The organism is Paraburkholderia sp. SSBN10T (assembly GCF_056619545.1).
Map to the genome: position 1 here is coordinate 81,771 of NZ_JBWQQI010000018.1, position 19,247 is coordinate 101,017.

A 19,247-nucleotide genomic window follows, 5' to 3' on the forward strand; every position below is an offset into this window, starting at 1 on the left:
ATCGCGTCAGGCGGTTATTTTATAATGGTCGGATTGCCTCATTCCGATTTCTCTCTTTTTCGGCGGATTTTCCGTGAAGTTCTTCACCGATTACACAAACCTTGTACTGATCGCGATCGTCCTCATCTCCGGTGGGTTGCTCCTGTGGCCGTCGATCAGCCGCCGGGGCCGCGGCGGGCTGTCCGCTGCCGCCGCCACCCAGCTGATCAACCGCCGCAACGCCGTGGTCATCGATTTGCGTCCGTCGGCGGAGTTCGCCAACGGTCATCTGCCCTCGGCACGGCATCTCGAATTTGCCGAGTTGCAGGCGAAGGTCGGCCAGCTCGTGAAGAACAAGAGCAACCCGGTGCTGCTGGTATGCCAGACCGGCCAGCAGTCGAACAAGGCGGTGCGCGTCGTGCAGGACGCGGGCTACGCCGAAGTCCATGTGCTGGAAGGCGGCCTGAACGCCTGGCAGCAAGCCGGCATGCCGGTTGTGAAACAAGGAGCAGCGAAGTGAACAAGGTAATCATGTACAGCACCCAGGTGTGCCCGTATTGCCAGATGGCCGAACGTCTTTTAAAGTCGCGCGGCGTTGCGAACGTCGAAAAGGTGCTGATCGACAAAGATCCGGCCCGGCGTGAAGAAATGATGAGCCGCACGGGGCGCCGTACGGTTCCTCAGGTGTTCATCGGCGAGACGCATGTGGGCGGCTATGATGACCTTTCCGCGCTCGATCGCGCGGGCGGCCTGATGCCGCTGCTCGAAGCCGCCTAAGCGCGCCGCAGCTTGCCGGGCGCGGCTGCGGGCAGGCAAGGCAGTACCAGAACAAGCCGGTGTGCCGACGCCCGCGGTGGGCGCGGCGCATCGCATCGATCCGGCGTGCCATGGCAGCATGGCGCGCCACAATGACCATATCAGGGAACCTCCAATCATGTCCGACGAGAATAACCAGCCGTTCTTCAACATCCAGCGCATCTACCTGAAGGACATGTCGCTCGAGCAGCCGAATTCGCCGGCCATTTTCCTCGAACAGGAAATGCCGTCGGTCGAAGTCGAAGTCGACGTGAAGGCCGAGCGCCTCGCCGACACGGTGTTCGAAATCCTCGTCACGGGCACCGTGACCGCCAAGGTGTCGGACAAGGTCGCGTTCCTGATCGAAGCCAAGCAAGCCGGTATTTTCGATATCCGCAACATTCCGGCTGAGCAGATCGATCCGCTGGTCGGCATCGCCTGCCCGACGATCCTGTTTCCGTACCTGCGCTCGAACATCGCCGACGCGATTACCCGCGCAGGCTTCCCGCCGATCCACCTCGCCGAAATCAACTTCCAGGCCCTTTACGAGCAACGTCTCGCACAGCTCGGCTCGCAAGACGGCGCGGCGCAGAACGGCGTCACGCACTAAGCGTTGCGCGCAGTGCCGGGTATGAAAGTCGCCGTTCTCGGCGCTGGTGCATGGGGCACCGCTCTCGCGGGCCATCTGGCTGTGCGGCACGATACGGTGCTGTGGGCGCGTGAGCCGGCGCTGGTCGCCGAGCTCGCCGCCGCGCATGAAAACGCCCGCTATCTGGCGGGCGTTGCTTTGCCGGCTGGGCTTCGCTACGAAGCCGATCTCGATGCGGCGTTGAGCCACGCGCTCGCCGACGATGCGCTTTGCGTCGTCGCGACGCCGGTGGCCGGCTTGCGCGGGCTGTTCCAGGCCATGCGTGCCGCCGGCAAGGTGCCGGCTCACGTGGTGTGGCTGTGCAAAGGCTTCGAGGCGGATACGCAGTTGTTGCCGCATCAGGTCGTGGCTGCCGAGCTGTCCGGTCACGGCAGCAATGGCGTGTTGTCCGGCCCCAGTTTTGCACGTGAAGTGGGGCAGGGCCTGCCGGTCGCGCTGACTATCGCGAGCGGTTCGGCAGCTTGCCGCGAGCGTACCGTGGCGGCGTTTCACCATGGCGCCATGCGCATCTATACCGGCGACGACGTCGTCGGCGTGGAAGTGGGCGGCGCGGTGAAGAATGTGCTGGCAATCGCAACGGGTATCGCGGACGGCCTGGGTCTTGGCCTCAATGCGCGGGCCGCGCTGATCACGCGCGGTCTGGCCGAAATGTCGCGCCTCGGCGTGACGCTCGGCGGCCGGGCTGAGACGTTTACCGGTCTCACTGGTCTTGGCGATCTGATTCTGACCGCCACCGGCGATCTGTCGCGCAACCGCACGGTGGGCCTGCAACTGGCCGCCGGGCGTACGCTCGACGACATCCTCGGCGGTCTGGGTCATGTGGCCGAAGGGGTACGTTGCGCGCAAGCGGTGCTGGCAATCGCTCGCTCTCACTCGATCGACATGCCGATCACCGAGGCCGTTTGCGCTGTGCTGTTCGATGGCGTCGCTCCGCGCGACGCAGTCAACGCGCTGCTGCGCCGGGATGCCAAAGCCGAGTAGCCGTTCCGTTTTGCGCTGAACCGTTGCCCTCTCCTCGCTGTCCACGTCTTATCGACGTTTCGGATGGCGAGGTTCTCCATGCTCACATCAGGTCATTGCTCGCTCGAGGCGCGCGTCGTCGATATCACGACGCTGGTGCTCGACGCGATCGTCAACGCGGCCAACACCTCGCTGCTGGGCGGGGGCGGGGTGGACGGCGCGATTCATCGCGCCGCAGGGCGCGCGCTGTTACGCGAATGCGAAACGCTCGGCGGTTGCGCGACCGGCGACGCGAAAATCACTGCGGGATACCAGTTGCCGGCGAAGCACGTGATTCACGCGGTGGGGCCGGTCTGGCAAGGCGGAGGCCGCGGCGAGGCTGAGCTGCTGGCGTCGTGCTACCGGCGCTCGCTTGAACTCGCCGGGCAGGCGGGCTGCAAGAGCATCGCGTTTCCCGCAATCAGTTGCGGCATCTACCGCTTTCCGGCGGAACAGGCGGTTGGCATTGCGATTAGCACCGTCCTCGCAACGCTACCGCAGGCGCCCACCATCGAGCATGTTGTGTTCGCCTGCTTCGACGAGGCCATGTTCGCGCGTTATCAGGCTGGATTGGCTGACTTCGCCGCGCGGGCTTCGCGCCGTCAGGCGCCGCCTTCGAAGCCGGCTTGACGCCAGGCCTCGAACACCACCACCGCAACGGTATTCGACAGATTCAGGCTGCGGTTACCCGGACGCATCGGCAAGCGTACCCGCTGTTCGGCGGCGAACTGTTCGAGCACGCCATCCGGCAGCCCGCGCGTCTCTGCGCCGAACACGAACCAGTCACCGGGCAAGAACGAATGCGCATGAAAAGCGCCGGAGCCGCGCGTCGTGAACGCGAACATGCGCGCCGGGTCCGGTGTTTCCCTGGCCAGGAACGCGGCCCAGTCGGCATGCACGTGCATCTGGGCGTACTCGTGATAGTCGAGGCCTGCGCGCTTCATCTTGGCGTCGTCGAGCGGGAAGCCGAGCGGTTCGATCAGATGCAGGCGCGCGCCGGTATTGGCGCATAGGCGGATGACATTGCCGGTGTTCGGCGGGATTTCGGGTTCGACGAGTACGACGTTAAACATGATGTGAGCCAATGGAGACTAGTTTTTCGGCGTGCGCAGTGCGACGAAGTTGGTGACGCGCCGCGCGCCCGCGGCCTTTAGCGTGCGCGCGAGGGCTTCGAGCGTGGCGCCGGTGGTCATGACATCGTCGACTACCGCCACGTGCAGGCCGCGCACCTGACCGGTGATCCTGAAGGCCCGGCCGACGTTTTGCCGGCGCGCGTCCAGGTCGAGGCGCGACTGCGGCGCGGTGTCGATCACGCGCGCGAGCAGCGTGGCGTCGCTCCTTATATGGAGCGCGCGGGCTAGCGGCCCGGCAATCTGCCACGCCTGGTTATAGCCGCGTTCGACAAGCCGCTTCGCCGCGAGCGGCACTGGCGCCATCACATCGGGCCATTCGGATGCGTCGAGCATATCGTCCGCAAGGCGCGCGAGCCGGTGGGCGAATTCGTCGGCCAGCCTTAGCCGGGCGCGAAACTTCAAACCGACTGCCAGCGTGTCGAGCGGCGCCCGGTAGTCGGCCAGTGCAAGGGTGGCATCGAACGGCGGCGGCGTGGCGACACAGTCCGCGCACCGGTAACCAGTGCGCTTGCCGCGCCGCGACGCGGACAGTGGCACCGCGCAGACCGCGCAACGCAAGCGTGCTTCATTCGCATAAGCCTCGTCACAGCCCCGGCAGAGCGTGTTCTGCGACAAATTGCCGCATAGTGCGCAAAGATTCGGCAGGGCGGCGTGCAAAAGGCGTGGCCATGACGAACCCAGCCGGGTTGCAAATTCTGCAAGCCGGCCGCAAGGTGAAGAAACTGACGCCTGAAATCGCATCGATGGGCCGCCCGCGAAAGGCCTCCTGCGCTGAATGGAGGGGAGCGAGCGAGTATACTTCGTGCTCTTCGTCCGTGTGACTCCCATGCCCCCATCTGCCGCTAAATCTGGCCGTCCGGCCTATGATTCCCGGCGCCTGCAGCGGATTTTCGACCGCCGCGCGGCGACCTTCGACGATGTAGCGTTCCTGCCGCGCGAGATTGCGCAGCGCATGGGCGAGCGCCTCGCCTATATCAAGGTCAGTCCGGCCGCCGTGCTCGACGCGGGCTGCGGCGCGGGCGACGACCTGCCCGGACTGCGCGAGCGTTTTCCCGAGGCGCCGGTGTTCGGCACCGACCTCTCGCACGTCATGCTCACCCGGGCGCTGCGCCACGACGCCGGCGAGACTAGCTGGCGGCGTTTCCTGCCCGCCTCGATTGGCAAGGCGCTCGGCGCGCGCGGTCCGCGCTTCGCCCAGGCCGACTTCTCGGCCCTGCCTTTTGCGCCGGGCGCCTTCGAATTCATCTGGTCAAACCTCGCCTTGCACTGGCACTCGCGGCCCGATCTCGTGTTTCCCGAATGGCAGCGCGTGCTGAAGGTGGGCGGCCTCCTGATGTTCAGCACGCTCGGCCCCGATACGCTCAAGGAATTGCGTGGCGCCTACGCTGAAGTAGAGGCGGCGCACGGCGTGCCGTCGCGCAAGCACGTGATCGATTTCGTGGACATGCACGACTTGGGCGATATGCTGGTTGAGAGCGGCTTCGAGATTCCGGTGATGGACCAGGAGACGCTCACTATCACCTATCAGTCGCCGCAATCGCTGCTTGCCGACGTGCGCCGCTGGGGGGCTTACCCGTTCGAGCGCGAGGCTGGTCTGCCCGTGGGCGGCGCTGCGGGGCCGGTCTCGCGGCGTCTCTACAAGGCGTTGCTGGCCGCGCTGGAGGCACGCCGGCGGGACGACGGAACGCTCGCCCTGACCTTCGAGGTGATCTACGGACATGCCTGGAAAGCGGTGCCGCGCATGACCGCCGAAGGTCATGGAATCGTGCGTCTGGAGGACATTGGACGAGGTCCGTCAAAGAATCGTTGAAGCGGTAAAGAGGGCATCTGTTATGTCTGAAATTAGCGGGGTAAAAGTGCTTCTCAAGATGCGTCAAAACGGCGCAGAGGCTTGTCGGGCTTGGCTTGCAAGCCGATAGGGCGTTGCTTGTGGATGCCATTGAACGCGCCTATAATGCGTCAGTTTGTCGCTCGAAGCTCCCACCTTCGGGGCGGCAGGCCCGAGGCGCCGGGCAGCAGCAAAAGGCGGCGCGAAGCGGCACCAGGCAGCGGTAACAGGCAGGATTAAGAGGCAACTCGCAGGAGACAGCGATGGCGTCATCTGATCTGCTGGCGGAGTCGGAACCGGTCCTGAAGGACTGGACGATGAAACGCAACTGCTCGGTGTCGCCGAAGCAGTTCGTATGGTTCTATGTGTCGCTTGCAGCGGTTTCGCTGCTCATTGCTTTCATGCTGGATCTGATCGGCGCCTGGCTGGTGCTGCCGTTCACCGGCATCGAGTTGGTAGCGGTCGGTATCGCTTTTGCAATTTACGCGCGTCATGCTGTGGATTACGAACGCATCAGGCTGTTTCCGAACCGGCTCGTCATCGAGCGGGTGAGCGCGGAGCAAGTCACGCTGTTCGAATTCAATCCGCGCTGGGTGCGGATCGAGCCGGGCGCAACGCCGCGTGACCACATCAAACTGGTCTCGCGTGGCCAGACGATCATGATCGGGCAACACCTTGCGCAGTATCGGCGCGCGCAATTTGCAGGCGAATTGCGCATGTGGCTCAGGCGTTGCTAGACGCACCGAGGCTCGCGCCGTTCAGGGGAGCGCGAGGCAGCCTTCCAGCGGGGTCGAGGGTTTGAATGGAAAATTTGGGTAAGGAATCTATGAAAACAATCAAGCGAGCCCTCATGGGCGGGCTGGCGCTTACCGGGCTGCTCTTTGCAGGTGCCGCGCTGGCAGTGGGCGACAGTCCGGGTGGCCCCGCCGTCAACGAGATCAACCTCCAGCCGTCTGCAACCGCTATCGCTGAGGAGCTCTATCACCTCCACACGTTCATGTTGATCCTCTGTACCGTGATCTTCGTGGGTGTGTTCGGCGTGATGTTCTATTCGGTCTTTGCTCACCGCAAGTCGAAAGGCCACAAGGCCGCCCATTTCCACGAAAGCACCACCGTCGAAATCATCTGGACGATTGTCCCGTTCGTCATCGTCGTGCTGATGGCGCTGCCCGCCACCAAGACGGTCGTGGCGATGAAGGACACCACCAACTCCGATCTGACCATCAAGGTCACCGGTTATCAGTGGAAGTGGGGTTACGACTACGTGAAGGGTCCGGGCGAGGGCATCAGCTTCCTGTCCACGCTCAGCACGCCGCGTGCCGAGGTCGACGGTACGATGCCGAAGAGCGACACCTATCTGCAGGAAGTCGACAACCCGCTCGTGGTGCCGGTCGACAAGAAAATCCGCATCATCACCACCGCCAACGACGTGGTCCACTCCTGGTACGTGCCGGCTTTCGGCGTGAAACAGGATGCGATTCCGGGCTTCGTGCGCGACACCTGGTTCAAGGCTGACAGGACGGGCACGTTCCGCGGCTTCTGTACCGAACTGTGCGGCAAGGAGCACGCGTTCATGCCGGTCGTGGTCGAGGTTCTGTCGGCTGACGATTACGCAAAGTGGGTCGACGAGCAGAAGAAGAAAATGGCCGCCGGCGCTGACGACCCCAACAAGACCTACACGATGGCCGAGCTGATGGAACGCGGCGGCAAGGTCTACGCATCGAACTGCGCGGTCTGCCACCAGCCGACCGGCAAGGGCGCGGGCGCGTTCCCGGCGCTCGACGGCAGCAAGATCGCCAACGGCCCGATCGCTCAACACGTGAGCCTCGTGCTGAAGGGCAAGAATGCAATGCCGTCGTGGGCGCCTACGCTGAACGACGTCGAAATCGCTTCGGTGATCACGTTCGAGCGCAACTCGTGGGGCAACCACACGGGTGACATTCTCCAGCCGAAGCAGGTGGCTGACGCCCGCAACGGCAAGCTGCCGGAAGGCGGCGACCACCTGGCTGACGCCGCCGCAGGCGCGAGCGGCGCAGCCGCAGCCAGCGACGCAGGTGCCGCAAGCGCTGCGGCGCCGGCGGCTGCCGCTTCCTCGGACAGCGCAGCAGCGTTGCCGGCCAACGTCTACTTCGAGACCGGCAAGAGCACGCTGCCGGACGACGCGAAGGCCGCGGTCGCCGCGGCCGCCGACTACGCCAAGGCGCATCCGGACGCGAAGTTCGCAGTGTCGGGCTTTACGGATGCAACCGGTTCGGCCGAGGTCAACGCGAAGCTCGCGAAGAGCCGCGCGGAAGCCGTGCGCGACGCGCTGAAGGCCGCCGGTATTGCCGAAGACCATATTATTTTAAAGAAGCCGGAAACGGTCACGGGCGGCAGCGACGCCAAAGAAGCACGCCGTGTTCAGATCAGCCCGGCAGCCTGACGTGTTGATGGTCAGCATCGCAGTATTCGCTTTAGGAGATAGTCATGTCTAGCGTTGGACACGATGTAGTTGCGGGCCACGAGCACGTACACGGCGACCATGCTCACGGCACGCCGCATGGCTGGCGCCGCTGGCTGTACGCCACCAACCACAAGGATATCGGTACGCTGTACCTGATCTTCTCGTTCACCATGTTCCTCTCCGGGGGCGTGATGGCGCTGATGATCCGTGCCGAGCTGTTCGAACCAGGCCTGCAGATCATGCGCCCTGAGTTCTTCAACCAGTTGACCACCATGCACGGGCTGATCATGGTGTTCGGCGCGATCATGCCGGCCTTCGTCGGTTTTGCGAACTGGATGGTGCCACTGCAGATCGGCGCCTCGGACATGGCGTTCGCGCGGATGAACAACTTCAGCTTCTGGCTGCTGCCGGTCGCGGCGGTCCTGCTGGTCGGTTCGTTCTTCTCGCCCGGTGGCGCCACGGCGGCCGGCTGGACGCTGTATGCGCCGCTCTCCACGCAGATGGGCCCGGGCATGGATTTCGCGATTTTCGCGGTCCACCTGATGGGCGCCTCGTCGATCATGGGCGGCATCAACATCGTCGTGACGATCCTGAACATGCGCGCGCCGGGCCTGACGCTGATGAAGATGCCGATGTTCGTCTGGACGTGGCTCATCACCGCTTACCTGCTGATCGCCGTGATGCCGGTTCTGGCCGGTGCGATCACGATGCTGCTGTTCGACCGCCACTTCGGCACGTCGTTCTTCAACGCGGCAGGCGGCGGCGATCCGGTGATGTACCAGCATATCTTCTGGTTCTTCGGGCATCCCGAGGTATACATCATGATCTTGCCGGCGTTCGGGATCGTCTCGCAGGTGATCCCGGCCTTCGCGCGCAAGCCGCTGTTCGGCTATAGCTCGATGGTGTATGCGACGTCGTCGATCGCCATCCTGTCGTTCATGGTCTGGGCGCACCACATGTTCGCCACCGGCATGCCGGTGACCGGCCAGTTGTTCTTCATGTACGCCACGATGCTGATCGCCGTGCCGACGGGCGTGAAGGTGTTCAACTGGGTTGCCACGATGTGGCGCGGTTCGCTGACGTTCGAAACCCCGATGCTGTTTGCGGTGGGCTTCCTGTTCGTGTTCACCTTCGGCGGTCTGACGGGCCTGATGCTCGCCATGGCGCCGCTCGACATCCAGTATCACGGGACCTACTTCGTGGTGGCGCACTTCCACTACGTGCTGGTGGCCGGTTCGCTGTTCGGCCTGTTCTCCGGCTGGTACTACTGGTCGCCGAAATGGACCGGCTGGATGTACAACGAGACGCGCGGCAAGATCCACTTCTGGGCCTCGATGATCTTCTTTAACCTCGCCTTCCTGCCGATGCACTTCGTGGGTCTCGCAGGCATGCCGCGTCGTTACGCCGACTACCCGGCGCAGTTCACCGACTGGAACCAGGTCATCACGATCGGCGCGTTCGGCTTCGGCCTCGCCCAGGTGTACTTTCTGTTTGCAGTGGCGCTGCCGGCTTACCGCGGCGGCGGCGAGCTCGAAAAGGCCGGCGACAAGCCGTGGGACGGTGCGACGGGCCTCGAATGGACCGTGCCGAGCCCGGCTCCGTTCCATACGTTCGAAAACCCGCCGACGGTCGAGTAAGCGATCGTTCGAAGCGGCATTGCAGGTGCTGGCCCGGTCCTGGCGCAAGCCGGGCCGGATGCGGCAAAGCCGCAGAGTCGTAGCGTGGCGGCGGTTCTTATCAGTGAAGGTTCGAGAAGCTCCAGCATGACCCGGAATCCACAACAACGACGTACGCCCGAGGAAATCCGCGCGGGCAACCTGCGGCTCGGTCTGATCATGCTGGCCATCGCCGCCGCTTTTTTCGTGGGTATCTTTGTCAAACGGAGCTTTTTCTCCTGAGCGTGACTGTGCGACAGGGATTTGCCCGAGCTGGATTACCGGGCTGCTTCGATGGCTTGTTGAGGAAGTTCGATGTCGATGCAACCGCCGGCGGAGACCGACCGCTCGTTTAACCGGTCGATGCTGATCAAGCTGGTCGTGGTCGCGTTCCTGATGTTCGGTTTCGGGTTTGCGCTGGTGCCGATGTATCGCGCGATCTGCCAGATTACCGGTATCAACAATCTCGTGCAGCGCGACGCGACGGTACGGGAAGCGAAGAATACGCAGGTCGACATGAGCCGCACGATTTCGGTCGAATTCGATGCGAACGCGCGCGGCCCGCTGGGTTTCAAGCCGGAGCAGCACAGCCTCGACGTGCATCCCGGCGAAGTCATGACGGTGATGTACACGGTGAGCAACGAACAGGCGCGCACGATTCACGCGCAAGCTATTCCGAGCTACGCGCCGAAACAGGCCACCGAGTACTTCAAGAAGATCGAATGCTTTTGTTTTACGCAGCAGACGCTGGCTGCGAACGAGGTCAAGCGGTTGCCGGTGGTGTTCGTCGTCGACCCGAAATTACCGAAGGATGTGAAGACGATCACCTTGTCGTACACGTTCTTCGAACTCAATACGCCCGCCCCGGTGACGAGCGGGACAGCGGGGCCGGCCAAGGCTGCGGGGCCGGTCAAGGCTGCGGCGCCCGATGCCTGACGCGTCATGCGCGAGGCGAAGGAAGAAGAAGGTAATGAGCCACAACGATGGTAGCGACGAGGGGCGTAGCGGTCGAAAGAGCAGCTTCGGCCAGTCGATGAAAGCCGTGTTCTGGGCGTTTTTCGGCGTGCGCAAGCGGCGCGACCTGGAATCGGACGCCACCCAGCTCAACCCGCTGCACGTGCTGGTGGCGGCGTTGGTCGGTGCGGCCATCTTTATCGGCCTGCTGATTCTGGTCGTGCATGCGGTGGTGGGCTAAGGCGGCAGCGCTGGGCAGCATGGGGCCAAAGGCGCGGCCCGAGATTAGAGTGAAGTGGTGCGGTATCGACGCGCCGCCGAAGAGACAGCCGGACTAAACCGGGTCAAGCGGAACAACTGGACTGAAGTGGAGAATCAAGAATGAGCGGTCAAAACGAGAGCCCGTACTATTTCGTACCGCATCCGTCGCGGCATCCGATCAGCGCGGCCATCGGGCTGCTGGTCATGCTGTCATCGCTTGCGGCCTGGATCAACGGCGAAAGCTGGGCGCCCATCACGGTGCTCGCTGGCTTGCTGTGGCTGCTCTTCACGTTGTGGCACTGGTTCGGCGATGCAATCTCCGAATCGGAAGGCGGCATGTACGGCAAGAAGGTCGACAAGTCGTACCGCTGGAGCATGAGCTGGTTCATCTTCTCCGAAGTCATGTTCTTCGGCGCGTTTTTCGGTGCGCTGTTCTATGCCCGCGAAATCGCCATGCACCAGTTGGGCAGCCTCGATTACAAGCTGATCTGGCCGGATTTCACCGCGGTGTGGCCGAACACCGGTCCGGCAACGCTGGTATCGCACTTCAAGTCGATGCAGCCGTGGCCGGTCCCGACCATCAATACGGCGCTGCTGCTGTCCTCGGGCGCGACGCTGACGGTCGCTCACCATGCGCTGCGCGAGGACCATCGCAACAAGACGATTGCATGGCTGGCCGCCACCGTCTTGCTGGGCCTGTGCTTCCTGTTCCTGCAAGGCTTCGAGTATTACCACGCCTATAACGAGCTGAACCTGACGCTGGCTTCGGGCGTGTACGGCTCGACCTTCTTCCTGCTGACCGGTTTCCACGGGTTCCACGTGTTCCTCGGCGGCACGATGCTGACCGTGGTGCTGGTGCGCCTGATTCGCGGCCACTTCACACCGGAACACCACTTCGCGTTTGAGGGGGCGGCCTGGTACTGGCACTTTGTGGACGTGGTGTGGCTCGGGCTGTACGTTGTTGTGTACTGGCTGTAAGGCTTGCGGGTCTGCGCGCAGTATCTGTTCCTGCGGTTTTTGTGACGGGTTACGCGCAGCGCTTTGAATTGCCGGTTTCGCTGCAGGTCGCGAAGCCAACGAGTAGTATGCAGGACTGACGCAGCGCCGCCCTCGACCCTGTCAGGGCGGCGTTTTGCTTATGAGTGCCCCCAGCCTACCGCTGACGCGCCGGGCCCCCCCCGAGGGGACTTCCTGCCGGGGCGGGACTGAAGCGGAATTGATGCGGAAATTGCGCGCCGCGATCTAGCGGCCGTAAGGGATGCCGGTCGACTGGATCCAGCCCATCCAGTGCGCAAACAGGATGAAGAGGAACAGCGAGATCGACAGGCCCACACGGGTAGCCAGCGACCAGACCATACGTTTCGTCTTACCCTTGTCGTGCATCATGAAGTACAGCGCCGAGGCCATGCTGGCAATGATCAGGGCAAAGGCGATGGGAACGAGAATGTGCATGAAATCGGCTGAAATTCAGGAGCGCGAAGGCAATATGGTTATTATCGCACCGTGCGTCGCGCGCTGTGTGCCGTCGGGGCAAGCGCGATGAATATCCGCTGGCTGCCTGCGTTGCTGATTCTGATTGTCGTTGCGGTAACGGTGCGGCTGGGGTTCTGGCAGCGCGATCGCGCGCATCAGAAAGAGGCGCTGCAGGCCCATATCACGCAGTTCGGGAACGCGCCGGCCGAGCCGGTCGGCAGCGCGCCGATAGCGCTGAAAGACATCGAGTTTCACCGGGTGCGCGCGCGCGGCAGTTTTGTCGCCGACAAGGTGGTCTATCTCGACAATCGCCCGTATAACGATCAAGCGGGTTTTTACGTCGTGATGCCCTTTAAACTCGCCGAAGGCGGGTACGTGCTGGTCAATCGCGGCTGGTTGCCGCGCAACATCAACGACCGCACCGTGATTGCGCCGTACGTCACGCCGCCGGGGCAGATCGAGATCGAAGGGATTGCGCGTGCCGATGCCACTCGCGCGTTCGAACTGGGGCAGGGCGGTTCGGCTCCGCATCAGTCGATCCGCCAGAATCTGGACGTGGGCGCCTACGCCGCCGAGACCGGCCTGCCGCTGCAGCCGTTCGTGATCCAGCAGTTGAGCGACGACGGCGACAAGCTCGTGCGCGACTGGCCGGCGCCGGACACCGACGTCGAACGCAATTACGGCTACATGCTCCAATGGTGGGGCATGGCCATTGCGGCGCTCGCTTTCGGCCTGTACGCCGCGCGGCGCGCCGCGAAGAAAGAGCACGTGCCGAGCGCTTGATGCACACGGCGCAATCATTGAAAGAGGTTCTGTAGTGTCGACGCAATCTCCCCGCACGCCGCAAGCCGGCCAATCCGCCAGCCCTGTGGCCAGGTCCGGCCAGCCCCGCAGCAAAGGGTCGTGGCGACGCGGCCGCTGGATGATGCTGCTGATCGCGCTGGTATGCGCGGCTCCCGTGGTCGGCTCGTATTTCACCTATTACGTGATCAAGCCGGCCGGCGGCACGACCAGTTACGGCACGCTCGTCGAGCCGCAGCGGCCGATTCCCGACGCGCTCGTGGTGACCGGTGAAGACGGCAAGCCGCTGAAGCTCGCGTCGCTGCGCGGGAAATGGCTGATGGTTTCGGTAGACAGCAGCGCTTGCGACAAGGCTTGCGTAACCAAGCTGTATTTCATGCGCCAGGTGCGGGCGACGCAGGGCCCGGAGCGCGAGCGGGTCGTCGAGGTCTGGCTGCGCACCGACGCCGGGAACGTGGCCGACGTGATCCAGAACGCCTATCCGGACACGCGCAAGCTGATCGCCGATCCGGCCGCTTTGGCGGCGTGGCTGCCCGTCGATGCGGGTACGACGCTCACCGATCACATCTTCGTGGTCGATCCGAACGGCAACCTGATGATGCGTTTTCCGAAAGATCCGAACCCGAGCAAGATCAAGGGCGACTTAACCAAGCTGCTGAAGTGGTCGAGCATCGGCTGATGCGGCGTTTTATCGCACGCCAGGGTGTACCGCGGACTGAACCGTCTGTAGCACTATTGGCCGCTGCGTTTAATTTGAGCGCCCCCAGACCTGCCGCTTACGCGCCAGGCCCCCCGAGGGGGGCAATCCCCCTCGGGGACTTCCTTCGGGGCGGAAAACTTGGGGCGGCCCGGCGTTTCCTTGAGAGAAGGTAGAGAGATGTTCGTATTGCAACTGGGCCTGATCGGCTTGTGCATTGCGTTGCTGCCGCTGTCCTACGTATGGGTCAGGGCCGACGACAATAAATTCCGCAAGCTGGTCTGGGTCACCACTTTCATGACGCTGGACCTGGTGATGTTCGGCGGCTTCACGCGCCTGACCGACTCCGGGCTCGGTTGTCCTGACTGGCCCGGTTGCTATGGCACGGCCTCGCCGTTTATCGCCCACGCGGCGATTGCCGCGGCTCACCAGGCGCTGCCCACCGGTCCCGTCAGCATGACCAAGGCGTGGATCGAAATGATCCACCGCTACTTCGCCATGGCGATCGGCGTGCTGATCGTCGCGCAGACGGTGATTGCGTGGGTCGCGCGCATCAAGCGGCGTCCGCTGCACGTCTCGCCGTGGTGGCCGACTTCGCTGCTGCTGTTGATTCTCGTGCAAGGCGCATTCGGCGCGTGGACCGTCACGCTCAAGCTGCAACCGGTGATCGTCACGACGCATCTGCTGCTGGGCCTCGCGCTGCTCGGCACGCTCGGCTGGCTGGCGGCGCGCCAGACACCGCTGCCCGCGTACGAACCCGAGGCCGCCCACTGGCGCACGGCGGCGCTCGCGGGTCTCGCGCTGCTGGTCGTGCAGATCGCGCTGGGCGGCTGGGTCAGCACCAATTACGCGGTACTCGCCTGCACGGACTTCCCGACCTGCAACGGCCAATGGATTCCGCCGATGGACTTCGCGCACGGTTTCCACCTGTGGCGTGCGCTCGGCATGACCGGCGACGGCGAGATGATTACCCAGGATGCGCTCGTGGCGATCCACTGGACCCATCGGACCTTCGCGATTGTCGTGATTGCCTATCTGCTCTGGTTTGCGCTGAAGGTGCGCCGCTTCGAATCGCTGCGGCGGCCGGCTGACGGCGTGTTGCTGGTGGTGCTGATCCAGTTCGTCACCGGTTTGTCCAACATTGTCCTGCAATGGCCGTTGCCCATTGCAGTCGCCCATAACGGCGGCGCCGCAATCCTGCTGCTGCTGCTCGTTATGCTAAACTTTCGAATCGCTTATAGCCGTCCCGGCCGCGCCGCCTTACCTGCGCGCGACGCCGCGCCAGCGTGACCCTCATGGACAGCACAACTCTTTCCCAAACCCCCGGTAGCCGGATCTCCCAGTACATCGCGCTGACCAAGCCGCGCGTCACGCAGCTTGCCGTGTTCTGCGCAGTGATCGGTATGTTTCTCTCCACGCCCGGCATGGTGCCGTGGACCGTGCTGATCGGCGGCACCATCGGTATCTGGCTGCTGGCCGGTGCGGCGTTCGCCATCAACTGCCTCGTCGAACAGAAGATCGACGCGAAGATGCGCCGCACCTCGTGGCGGCCGTCCGCCCGCGGCGAGATCACGACCGCGCAGATCCTGCTGTTCTCCGCCGTGCTCGGCGGTCTCGGCATGTGGACGCTCTACACGTTCGCCAACCCGCTGACCATGTGGCTCACGCTCGCCACCTTCGTCGGCTACGCGGTCATCTACACGCTGCTGCTCAAGCCGGCTACGCCGCAGAACATCGTGATCGGCGGCGCCTCGGGGGCCATGCCGCCGGCGCTCGGCTGGGCTGCGGTCACCGGCCACGTGCCGGGCGACGCGTGGATTCTGGTGCTGATCATCTTCGTGTGGACGCCGCCGCATTTCTGGGCGCTCGCACTGTACCGCCGTAAGGACTACGAAAACGCCGGCCTGCCGATGCTGCCGAACACCCACGGCGAGCAGTACACGCGGCTGCATATTTTCCTGTACTCGGTGATCCTGTTCGCGGTCGCACTGATGCCCTTCATCTCGGGCATGAGCGGCATCGTTTATCTGGTGGCGGCGGTGCTGCTCGGTGCCGTGTTCCTCGCCTATGCGTGGAAGATTTATCGGGAGTACTCCGATACGCTCGCGCGTCAGTTGTTCCGTTACTCGATCATTTACCTGTCGCTGCTGTTCGCCGCGCTGCTGATCGATCACTATGCACGTGTTCTGATTGGCGCGTAACTCCATGCTCACACACCGGCTAGCGCGCGTGGCGCGCGCCGCCTTGATGGCCTGTGCGCTCGGCGGCGCGGTATTGGCCTCAGGCTGCGGCAAACCTGCTCCCTCGTTCCAGAACGTCGACATCACCGGCAATACGCAGTTCGGCTCGGACTTCTCGTTGCCGGACGCCAGCGGCAAGATCCGCACGCTCGCGGACTACAAGGGCAAGGTGGTGGTGCTGTTCTTTGGCTACACGCATTGCCCCGACGTCTGTCCGACCACGATGGCCGAACTGTCGCAAGCACTCGAACAATTGGGTCCGACAGATGCCAGGCGGGTTCAGGTGCTGTTCGTCACGGTCGACCCGGAGCGCGACACGGCAGCGCTGCTGGCGCAGTACGTGCCGGCCTTCAATCCTTCGTTTGTCGGCTTGCGCCCGGCCGATCAGGCGCAGCTCACCAAGGTGACGAAGGACTTCCGCGTGTACTACGCCAAGGTGCCGGGCAAGACGCCCGATAGCTACACGATGGACCACACGGCGGCCAGCTTTGTCTTCGATCCCGACGGCAAGCTGCGACTCTTCGCTCGCGATGGCCAGGGCGCCGCGCCTTGGGTGCACGATATCAAGCTGCTGCTTGGTTAAGTTTCGCTCACGCGCTTGCTGGGCAGGCGCGTGATGTCCCGCTGTCCTTCCGCTTAAGCAATTTCCCCCGCTTTCCCGTTTTCCGCTCGCCGACGAAGACTCACGCCGGAACCGGCAGGTTCAGTCCCGGCGCGAGCCGCGTCGCCTTGAATTCCGTCACCTCGTAACGCGCCACTTTCTGTTGTGCGAACGGATCGGTGGCGAGCAGCGCGTCGAGCTGCTCGCGCTCGAGGTTGACCGCGAGAATGACTCCGCCATCGCGTGGCACTTTCGGGCCCGCGGCCACAAACACGCCGGCTGCGAATTGTTCATTGAGGAACGCACGATGCGCTTCGAGCGCTTCGTCGACTTGCTCAAGCGGCACGATATAGGTGAGATTGATGACGTACATGGGGAGCCTCGTTTAGAAAGAGCGACGCGCTTCGTGAGCGGCCACGGCCCGGCCATTATCGTTCGATGCTTGAACCCTTGCACGAACGGGGCATTTGTGCGGACTCACCGGGCCCAGCAGGTCTCATCACGGACCCTACGCGGTGTAGCGCGTGTCCATTGCCGGGCCGCCCTTCGCACCGCGCCGGGGCATACCTATATGAGATCCCGATATTTCACATTGCGCGGGGCGTATGAGACCATTTGCGGTCCAGTTGGCGACGCGCACAACGCTTCGCCAGCTCTACACCCGAATCTGACATCGATCAGAAATAGCGAGAATTACATGCAGCGCAGAAACATCCTGAAAGCCCTCTCCGCCGTGGTTGCCACCGCCGCGTTCGCCACCAGCTTCGGCGCCCATGCCGACGACAAGGTCATCAAGGTCGGCACGATCAGTGGTCCCGACGCGCAAATCTGGGCCGTGGCCCAGAAAGTGGCGCAGCGTGAAGGCCTGAACGTGAAGGTCATCGAATTCAACGATTACGTCCAGCCGAACGCCGCACTCGACGCCGGCGATCTGGACGCCAACAGCTTCCAGCACCAGCCGTACCTCGATAGCCAGATCAAGCAGCGTGGCTACAAGATCGTGAGCGCCGGCCTCACCTACATTTCGCCGCTCGGCGTCTACTCGAAGAAGTTCAAGTCGCTGAAGGATCTGCCGCAAGGCGCAAAGGTCGCTGTGCCGAACGATCCGTCCAATGAGAACCGCGCGCTGCTGTTGCTGCAGGCGCAAGGCGTTATCAAGCTGAAGGCCGGCGCCGGCGTGAACGGCAACAGCGCGACGCCGCTCGACATCGCGGACAATCCGAAGAAGCTGAAGCTGCTCGAACTGGATGCCGCGCAACTGCCGCGCTCGTTGTCCGACGTCGACGCTGCTGCGATCAACACCAACTTCGCGCTAGCCGGTGGTCTGCAGCCGACGAAGGACGCGATCGCGCTCGAGGATATTCACAGCCCGTACGCGAACCTGATCGCCGTGCGTATCCAGGACAAGGACAAGCCGTGGGTGAAGAAGCTGGTTGCCGCATACGAGTCGGATGACGTGCGCCAGTTCATCAAGACGCAGTTCAAGGGTTCGGTGGTGCCGTCGTTCTAAGCGAGCCGGCCGCCCGGATGACGGGTTGAACCGCAAAAGCGCTATGGGAAACCATAGCGCTTTTTTTCGTGCGAGGTGCGAGGTGCGAGATGCGGCGGGCGGCGAGCGCAGCGACAAACCCGGGTTCAACACAGCAGCCTTGTGTCCAACCACCGCCGACGATACAACGGGCCGCCTCACGCTTTACAGATTGCGCTCCCAGCGCTCCACCGTCAGCTCGTGACCGAAGCGCACCTCCGTCGCCACGCTCGCGCAGACAAAGCCGGCGCGTTCGCAAAGCCGCCGCGACTCGCCGAGCATTGTCGCGGTAGTCAGTGTGATCTTGGTGTAGCCGGCACGCCTGGCAAAGCGGATGCACTCGTCGACCAGTTGCGTGCCGATGCCAAGCCGGCGCATGTCAGGCTCGATATACAGCAGCCTGATGCGCGCGACCGTGGCCGACACGCCCGCCACCAGCGCCGACCCGACGATAGCGTTGTCCTGTTCAGCGATCCAGCAGGTCTCGCGCACCGGATCGTGATGCTCGGTGAAGTCGGCGACGGTCCTCGCGAGCAGGCCTTCGAAGGTGTGATCCCAGCCGTGTTCGCTCGCAAACAGCAGCGCCTGCCGGTGCACCAGCCAGCCGTACTCGCCCGCGCGCGGCGCGCGCAGCGTGATGATGCCGCGGCGCGACTGATCGTCGAGCAGCCGTTCGACGAGCTTCATTGCGCCTATCAAGGTGTCCTGCGAATTCACCGCGAGCCGGCTCAGCATCGACAGCACTTCGTCGATGGCGGCGGTGTCGAGCGGCTCGTAGGCGGCGTGACCCTGATCGGTGAGGGCGATCAGCGACTGCCGCGCATCGCTCTCCGACGGCCGGCGGGTGATCAGGTTGCGGCGCTCGAAGCTCGTGAGCAGACGGCTCAGATAGCCGCTGTCGAGCCCCAGGTTGCGCGCGAGGACAGTGGCGGTCTGCGTGCGTCCGCGTGCCAGTTCGTGCAGCACGCGCACTTCCGTCAGCGAGAACGGGCTCTTTTGCAGACGCTCGTGCAGCGCACCGATGTGTTTCGTGTAAAAGCGGTTGAAGTGGCGGACGGCCTCAGCGCGCCGCAGCGCTGCGGAATCGGTCAACGTACGGCTCCCCGGAGGTTCTTGCGGGTATCACACAGCACCCTATCGGATGCCATCCTATATAAAAACGGCAAAAGCTGCGCAGGATCCGTGCTTACAGATATTGGTATTACAAAAGT

The 19,247-nt window shown here is 63.5% G+C and carries 24 protein-coding genes; 19 read left to right on the top strand and 5 right to left on the bottom strand.

Annotated features, from left to right (window positions below):
* The first annotated feature begins 73 nt into the window (after window positions 1-73).
* From AC1ECK_RS25220 to AC1ECK_RS25240, 5 genes are all read left to right on the top strand, one after another.
* Window positions 74-499 carry a rhodanese-like domain-containing protein gene (locus AC1ECK_RS25220; RefSeq protein ID WP_090684900.1) on the top strand — a complete coding sequence of 142 codons (426 nt, stop codon included), beginning with the start codon at window positions 74-76 and terminating at the stop codon, window positions 497-499.
* Window positions 496-756 (top strand): glutaredoxin 3, encoded by a 261-nt coding sequence (gene grxC / locus AC1ECK_RS25225; protein ID WP_480323942.1) that lies wholly within the window; start codon window positions 496-498, stop codon window positions 754-756. The genes AC1ECK_RS25220 and grxC overlap by 4 nt, the downstream gene beginning before the upstream one ends.
* A 157-nt stretch (window positions 757-913) precedes the next feature.
* Window positions 914-1,384: a protein-export chaperone SecB gene (secB, locus tag AC1ECK_RS25230; protein ID WP_074300905.1), complete on the top strand. Its 471-nt coding sequence runs from the start codon at window positions 914-916 to the stop codon at window positions 1,382-1,384.
* A gap of 21 nt (window positions 1,385-1,405) precedes the next feature.
* Complete coding sequence (locus tag AC1ECK_RS25235) at window positions 1,406-2,404, top strand: NAD(P)H-dependent glycerol-3-phosphate dehydrogenase (protein WP_480323944.1); 999 nt, start codon at window positions 1,406-1,408, stop codon at window positions 2,402-2,404.
* Between the two features lie 78 nt (window positions 2,405-2,482).
* Complete coding sequence (locus tag AC1ECK_RS25240) at window positions 2,483-3,052, top strand: O-acetyl-ADP-ribose deacetylase (protein ID WP_480323946.1); 570 nt, start codon at window positions 2,483-2,485, stop codon at window positions 3,050-3,052.
* On the opposite strand, the gene trmL is transcribed toward AC1ECK_RS25240, so the two are convergent.
* Both trmL and AC1ECK_RS25250 read right to left on the bottom strand, forming a co-directional pair.
* Window positions 3,025-3,495 (bottom strand): tRNA (uridine(34)/cytosine(34)/5-carboxymethylaminomethyluridine(34)-2'-O)-methyltransferase TrmL, encoded by a 471-nt coding sequence (gene trmL / locus AC1ECK_RS25245; protein WP_480323948.1) that lies wholly within the window; start codon window positions 3,493-3,495, stop codon window positions 3,025-3,027. The genes AC1ECK_RS25240 and trmL overlap by 28 nt on opposite strands.
* Window positions 3,496-3,513: 18 nt before the next feature.
* Entirely contained in the window at window positions 3,514-4,296 is a 783-nt protein-coding gene (locus AC1ECK_RS25250) for a phosphoribosyltransferase family protein (protein ID WP_480323950.1), read from the bottom strand.
* Window positions 4,297-4,381: 85 nt separating this feature from the next.
* Between AC1ECK_RS25250 and AC1ECK_RS25255 the strand changes: the two genes are divergently transcribed.
* The 8 genes from AC1ECK_RS25255 (at window position 4,382) to AC1ECK_RS25290 (ending at window position 11,674) form a co-directional block, all read left to right on the top strand.
* Window positions 4,382-5,365, top strand: a complete 984-nt coding sequence (locus AC1ECK_RS25255; protein ID WP_480323952.1) for a methyltransferase domain-containing protein — start codon at window positions 4,382-4,384, stop codon at window positions 5,363-5,365.
* A gap of 281 nt (window positions 5,366-5,646) precedes the next feature.
* Window positions 5,647-6,120 carry a DUF2244 domain-containing protein gene (locus tag AC1ECK_RS25260; protein ID WP_480323954.1) on the top strand — a complete coding sequence of 158 codons (474 nt, stop codon included), beginning with the start codon at window positions 5,647-5,649 and terminating at the stop codon, window positions 6,118-6,120.
* Window positions 6,121-6,185: 65 nt separating this feature from the next.
* Complete coding sequence (gene coxB, locus AC1ECK_RS25265) at window positions 6,186-7,805, top strand: cytochrome c oxidase subunit II (protein WP_480323956.1); 1,620 nt, start codon at window positions 6,186-6,188, stop codon at window positions 7,803-7,805.
* Window positions 7,806-7,849: 44 nt separating this feature from the next.
* Entirely contained in the window at window positions 7,850-9,463 is a 1,614-nt protein-coding gene (gene ctaD, locus AC1ECK_RS25270) for a cytochrome c oxidase subunit I (protein ID WP_480323958.1), read from the top strand.
* A 126-nt stretch (window positions 9,464-9,589) separates the two neighbouring features.
* Window positions 9,590-9,724, top strand: a complete 135-nt coding sequence (locus AC1ECK_RS25275; protein WP_480323960.1) for a cytochrome oxidase small assembly protein — start codon at window positions 9,590-9,592, stop codon at window positions 9,722-9,724.
* Between the two features lie 72 nt (window positions 9,725-9,796).
* Window positions 9,797-10,417 carry a cytochrome c oxidase assembly protein gene (locus tag AC1ECK_RS25280; RefSeq protein WP_480323961.1) on the top strand — a complete coding sequence of 207 codons (621 nt, stop codon included), beginning with the start codon at window positions 9,797-9,799 and terminating at the stop codon, window positions 10,415-10,417.
* 34 nt (window positions 10,418-10,451) lie between these two features.
* Window positions 10,452-10,676 (top strand): DUF2970 domain-containing protein, encoded by a 225-nt coding sequence (locus AC1ECK_RS25285; RefSeq protein ID WP_480323963.1) that lies wholly within the window; start codon window positions 10,452-10,454, stop codon window positions 10,674-10,676.
* A 140-nt stretch (window positions 10,677-10,816) separates the two neighbouring features.
* Complete coding sequence (locus AC1ECK_RS25290) at window positions 10,817-11,674, top strand: cytochrome c oxidase subunit 3 (protein WP_480323965.1); 858 nt, start codon at window positions 10,817-10,819, stop codon at window positions 11,672-11,674.
* Window positions 11,675-11,938: 264 nt separating this feature from the next.
* Here the strand turns inward: AC1ECK_RS25290 and AC1ECK_RS25295 are convergent, their stop codons facing one another.
* Window positions 11,939-12,148, bottom strand: a complete 210-nt coding sequence (locus AC1ECK_RS25295; protein ID WP_090684914.1) for a twin transmembrane helix small protein — start codon at window positions 12,146-12,148, stop codon at window positions 11,939-11,941.
* An 87-nt stretch (window positions 12,149-12,235) separates the two neighbouring features.
* Here AC1ECK_RS25295 and AC1ECK_RS25300 point away from each other — a divergent pair, with 87 nt between their 5' ends.
* The 5 genes from AC1ECK_RS25300 (at window position 12,236) to AC1ECK_RS25320 (ending at window position 16,490) form a co-directional block, all read left to right on the top strand.
* Window positions 12,236-12,952 carry an SURF1 family protein gene (locus AC1ECK_RS25300; protein ID WP_480323968.1) on the top strand — a complete coding sequence of 239 codons (717 nt, stop codon included), beginning with the start codon at window positions 12,236-12,238 and terminating at the stop codon, window positions 12,950-12,952.
* 34 nt (window positions 12,953-12,986) lie between these two features.
* The gene (locus tag AC1ECK_RS25305; protein WP_480323970.1) at window positions 12,987-13,649 is read left to right on the top strand and encodes an SCO family protein; all 663 of its coding nucleotides are present in this window, start codon (window positions 12,987-12,989) and stop codon (window positions 13,647-13,649) included.
* 198 nt (window positions 13,650-13,847) lie between these two features.
* Window positions 13,848-14,957 (top strand): COX15/CtaA family protein, encoded by a 1,110-nt coding sequence (locus AC1ECK_RS25310; RefSeq protein ID WP_480323972.1) that lies wholly within the window; start codon window positions 13,848-13,850, stop codon window positions 14,955-14,957.
* A gap of 5 nt (window positions 14,958-14,962) precedes the next feature.
* Complete coding sequence (gene cyoE, locus AC1ECK_RS25315) at window positions 14,963-15,868, top strand: heme o synthase (RefSeq protein WP_480323974.1); 906 nt, start codon at window positions 14,963-14,965, stop codon at window positions 15,866-15,868.
* A 4-nt stretch (window positions 15,869-15,872) separates the two neighbouring features.
* Window positions 15,873-16,490: an SCO family protein gene (locus tag AC1ECK_RS25320; RefSeq protein ID WP_480323976.1), complete on the top strand. Its 618-nt coding sequence runs from the start codon at window positions 15,873-15,875 to the stop codon at window positions 16,488-16,490.
* Between the two features lie 100 nt (window positions 16,491-16,590).
* On the opposite strand, the gene AC1ECK_RS25325 is transcribed toward AC1ECK_RS25320, so the two are convergent.
* Entirely contained in the window at window positions 16,591-16,881 is a 291-nt protein-coding gene (locus tag AC1ECK_RS25325; RefSeq protein ID WP_480323977.1) for a YciI family protein, read from the bottom strand.
* 324 nt (window positions 16,882-17,205) lie between these two features.
* On the opposite strand from AC1ECK_RS25325, the gene AC1ECK_RS25330 reads away from it, so the two are divergent.
* Window positions 17,206-18,018, top strand: a complete 813-nt coding sequence (locus AC1ECK_RS25330; protein WP_480323979.1) for a MetQ/NlpA family ABC transporter substrate-binding protein — start codon at window positions 17,206-17,208, stop codon at window positions 18,016-18,018.
* Window positions 18,019-18,201: 183 nt separating this feature from the next.
* Here AC1ECK_RS25330 and AC1ECK_RS25335 read toward each other — a convergent pair whose 3' ends face one another.
* The gene (locus AC1ECK_RS25335; RefSeq protein ID WP_480323981.1) at window positions 18,202-19,128 is read right to left on the bottom strand and encodes a bifunctional helix-turn-helix transcriptional regulator/GNAT family N-acetyltransferase; all 927 of its coding nucleotides are present in this window, start codon (window positions 19,126-19,128) and stop codon (window positions 18,202-18,204) included.
* Window positions 19,129-19,247: the final 119 nt, after the last annotated feature.

What these genes read in the sequence shown, in the direction of transcription:
- AC1ECK_RS25275 (WP_480323960.1), top strand. Translation starts at nt 9,590, where the DNA reads ATGACCCGGAATCCACAACAACGACGTACGCCCGAGGAAATCCGCGCG.
- AC1ECK_RS25285 (WP_480323963.1), top strand. Translation starts at nt 10,452, where the DNA reads ATGAGCCACAACGATGGTAGCGACGAGGGGCGTAGCGGTCGAAAGAGC.
- AC1ECK_RS25260 (WP_480323954.1), top strand. Translation starts at nt 5,647, where the DNA reads ATGGCGTCATCTGATCTGCTGGCGGAGTCGGAACCGGTCCTGAAGGAC.
- AC1ECK_RS25295 (WP_090684914.1), bottom strand. Translation starts at nt 12,148, where the DNA reads ATGCACATTCTCGTTCCCATCGCCTTTGCCCTGATCATTGCCAGCATG.
- AC1ECK_RS25320 (WP_480323976.1), top strand. Translation starts at nt 15,873, where the DNA reads ATGCTCACACACCGGCTAGCGCGCGTGGCGCGCGCCGCCTTGATGGCC.
- cyoE (WP_480323974.1), top strand. Translation starts at nt 14,963, where the DNA reads ATGGACAGCACAACTCTTTCCCAAACCCCCGGTAGCCGGATCTCCCAG.
- AC1ECK_RS25325 (WP_480323977.1), bottom strand. Translation starts at nt 16,881, where the DNA reads ATGTACGTCATCAATCTCACCTATATCGTGCCGCTTGAGCAAGTCGAC.
- AC1ECK_RS25255 (WP_480323952.1), top strand. Translation starts at nt 4,382, where the DNA reads ATGCCCCCATCTGCCGCTAAATCTGGCCGTCCGGCCTATGATTCCCGG.
- AC1ECK_RS25300 (WP_480323968.1), top strand. Translation starts at nt 12,236, where the DNA reads ATGAATATCCGCTGGCTGCCTGCGTTGCTGATTCTGATTGTCGTTGCG.
- trmL (WP_480323948.1), bottom strand. Translation starts at nt 3,495, where the DNA reads ATGTTTAACGTCGTACTCGTCGAACCCGAAATCCCGCCGAACACCGGC.
- AC1ECK_RS25250 (WP_480323950.1), bottom strand. Translation starts at nt 4,296, where the DNA reads ATGCGATTTCAGGCGTCAGTTTCTTCACCTTGCGGCCGGCTTGCAGAA.
- AC1ECK_RS25240 (WP_480323946.1), top strand. Translation starts at nt 2,483, where the DNA reads ATGCTCACATCAGGTCATTGCTCGCTCGAGGCGCGCGTCGTCGATATC.
- AC1ECK_RS25330 (WP_480323979.1), top strand. Translation starts at nt 17,206, where the DNA reads ATGCAGCGCAGAAACATCCTGAAAGCCCTCTCCGCCGTGGTTGCCACC.
- AC1ECK_RS25290 (WP_480323965.1), top strand. Translation starts at nt 10,817, where the DNA reads ATGAGCGGTCAAAACGAGAGCCCGTACTATTTCGTACCGCATCCGTCG.
- secB (WP_074300905.1), top strand. Translation starts at nt 914, where the DNA reads ATGTCCGACGAGAATAACCAGCCGTTCTTCAACATCCAGCGCATCTAC.
- coxB (WP_480323956.1), top strand. Translation starts at nt 6,186, where the DNA reads ATGGAAAATTTGGGTAAGGAATCTATGAAAACAATCAAGCGAGCCCTC.
- ctaD (WP_480323958.1), top strand. Translation starts at nt 7,850, where the DNA reads ATGTCTAGCGTTGGACACGATGTAGTTGCGGGCCACGAGCACGTACAC.
- AC1ECK_RS25310 (WP_480323972.1), top strand. Translation starts at nt 13,848, where the DNA reads ATGTTCGTATTGCAACTGGGCCTGATCGGCTTGTGCATTGCGTTGCTG.
- AC1ECK_RS25280 (WP_480323961.1), top strand. Translation starts at nt 9,797, where the DNA reads ATGTCGATGCAACCGCCGGCGGAGACCGACCGCTCGTTTAACCGGTCG.
- AC1ECK_RS25235 (WP_480323944.1), top strand. Translation starts at nt 1,406, where the DNA reads ATGAAAGTCGCCGTTCTCGGCGCTGGTGCATGGGGCACCGCTCTCGCG.